A 1235-nucleotide genomic window follows, 5' to 3' on the forward strand; every position below is an offset into this window, starting at 1 on the left:
CTTCGATTGCTGGCGAATGATTTCAGCCAGAGCGCGGAGGGCTTGATTTACCGACTCTGCGTCCGGGAAAACCTCCGCTACATCAGGAGAAAGTAGCACGACGTTAGTCCCTTCCGCATAGCGTCTGGCATATTTGCCCCGCACACCTGAGCTGAAGTCATATTCGTCCAACATATCCGGGTCATGGTGAGTGGTAGCCTCAGTCTTATTCGCCTTCTTCATACGTCTTCCTTTCACGTGGTGTAGCAACCCGCGTGCTGATAATGCGGATGCTCTCTTTCCGATCACAGTGTACCACAACCAAGGTGCGTCTTCGATAGGATTGTCCGATGGTGACGTAGCGCTCTTGATCGCTGGTCGAATGTAGTGGGTCGTCAATAGTCATGGACAGCGGGTCTCCGAAAACGGTGGCTGCCTCTTCGAAAGAGACGCCGTGTTTCTTCAGGTTCTGCCTGGCTTTTTTCTCGTCCCACTCAAATGTTAGCCCCATTCGACCTCCTTAAGGACTTCCTCCCTCACCTTTTTGCTCTTGGCAACTAGCCGGAACAGAATGGAGTAAGTCAACCGCCGTAACAATAGGAATATTCTGATACTTTTTGAGAGTCAACAGATGTCTGTCTCGGGAAACAATTAGATCAGCATTTCCTCCCACTGCGCATTCAAGAATCCGATTATCTTCTTCATCCGACAACACCTTCAAGGAATGCTGGGGTTGGATGATCTCAGCGATGTGAGTAATTGCCTTTATTGTCTCCTTAATCCGTCTTTCAGGCCAAAAGAATTTCTCTCTTAGTTTTTGGCCGAGTTCATTCATGATTTCTACGGATGCGAGAAGTTGGATTTTTTTATTTCTTCCTCTTGCCCGCTCGAGGACTTGTTTGGGAATTCCGTGGGTAATAAAAGCGGCTATATAAACACTGGTGTCAAAGACGACTCTTAGCACTTCTTAAGCCTCGTTGAGGAACTTGTCCAGATCTTCTTCTGACTTGATACCAAGTCTCCTGGCAGTTTCCGCGCCCCACTTAGAAATCTTTGCACAGCGTTGCTCTTCAATGTATTCTTGATATACCCTTACCATGTATCGAAAAAGCTCACTCTTGCTTTTCCCTTCATCTTTAGCGAGGTCAACCACCTGATTGTAGAGATCAGGAGGTAGGGAAAAACCGAGTACATTTGTAGTTCGGGCAATTTAACAATCCCCCCTATAAACTAGAGCAAAATTACTTACTTTGTTT

4 protein-coding genes are annotated in these 1235 nt (G+C 46.8%); all 4 read right to left on the minus strand.

The genetic code is table 11. The features are described from left to right. A partial coding sequence (locus HW443_RS11410) for a hypothetical protein (protein ID WP_176238247.1) occupies nucleotides 1–222 on the minus strand: 222 nt, incomplete at its 3' end. Next, nucleotides 206–490, minus strand: a complete 285-nt coding sequence (locus tag HW443_RS11415; protein ID WP_176225946.1) for a BrnT family toxin — start codon at nucleotides 488–490, stop codon at nucleotides 206–208. The genes HW443_RS11410 and HW443_RS11415, both read right to left, overlap by 17 nt. Nucleotides 491–499: 9 nt before the next feature. After that, nucleotides 500–943: a putative toxin-antitoxin system toxin component, PIN family gene (locus HW443_RS11420; RefSeq protein ID WP_176231783.1), complete on the minus strand. Its 444-nt coding sequence runs from the start codon at nucleotides 941–943 to the stop codon at nucleotides 500–502. A 3-nt stretch (nucleotides 944–946) separates the two neighbouring features. Next, nucleotides 947–1189 (minus strand): ribbon-helix-helix protein, CopG family, encoded by a 243-nt coding sequence (locus tag HW443_RS14140; RefSeq protein WP_407079825.1) that lies wholly within the window; start codon nucleotides 1187–1189, stop codon nucleotides 947–949. Nucleotides 1190–1235 lie beyond the last annotated feature (46 nt).

It is taken from the genome of Candidatus Hakubella thermalkaliphila (genome assembly GCF_013281975.1).
Lineage (GTDB): Bacteria > Actinomycetota > Humimicrobiia > Hakubellales > Hakubellaceae > Hakubella > Hakubella thermalkaliphila.

What these genes read in the sequence shown, in the direction of transcription:
- HW443_RS11415 (WP_176225946.1), bottom strand. Translation starts at nt 490, where the DNA reads ATGGGGCTAACATTTGAGTGGGACGAGAAAAAAGCCAGGCAGAACCTG.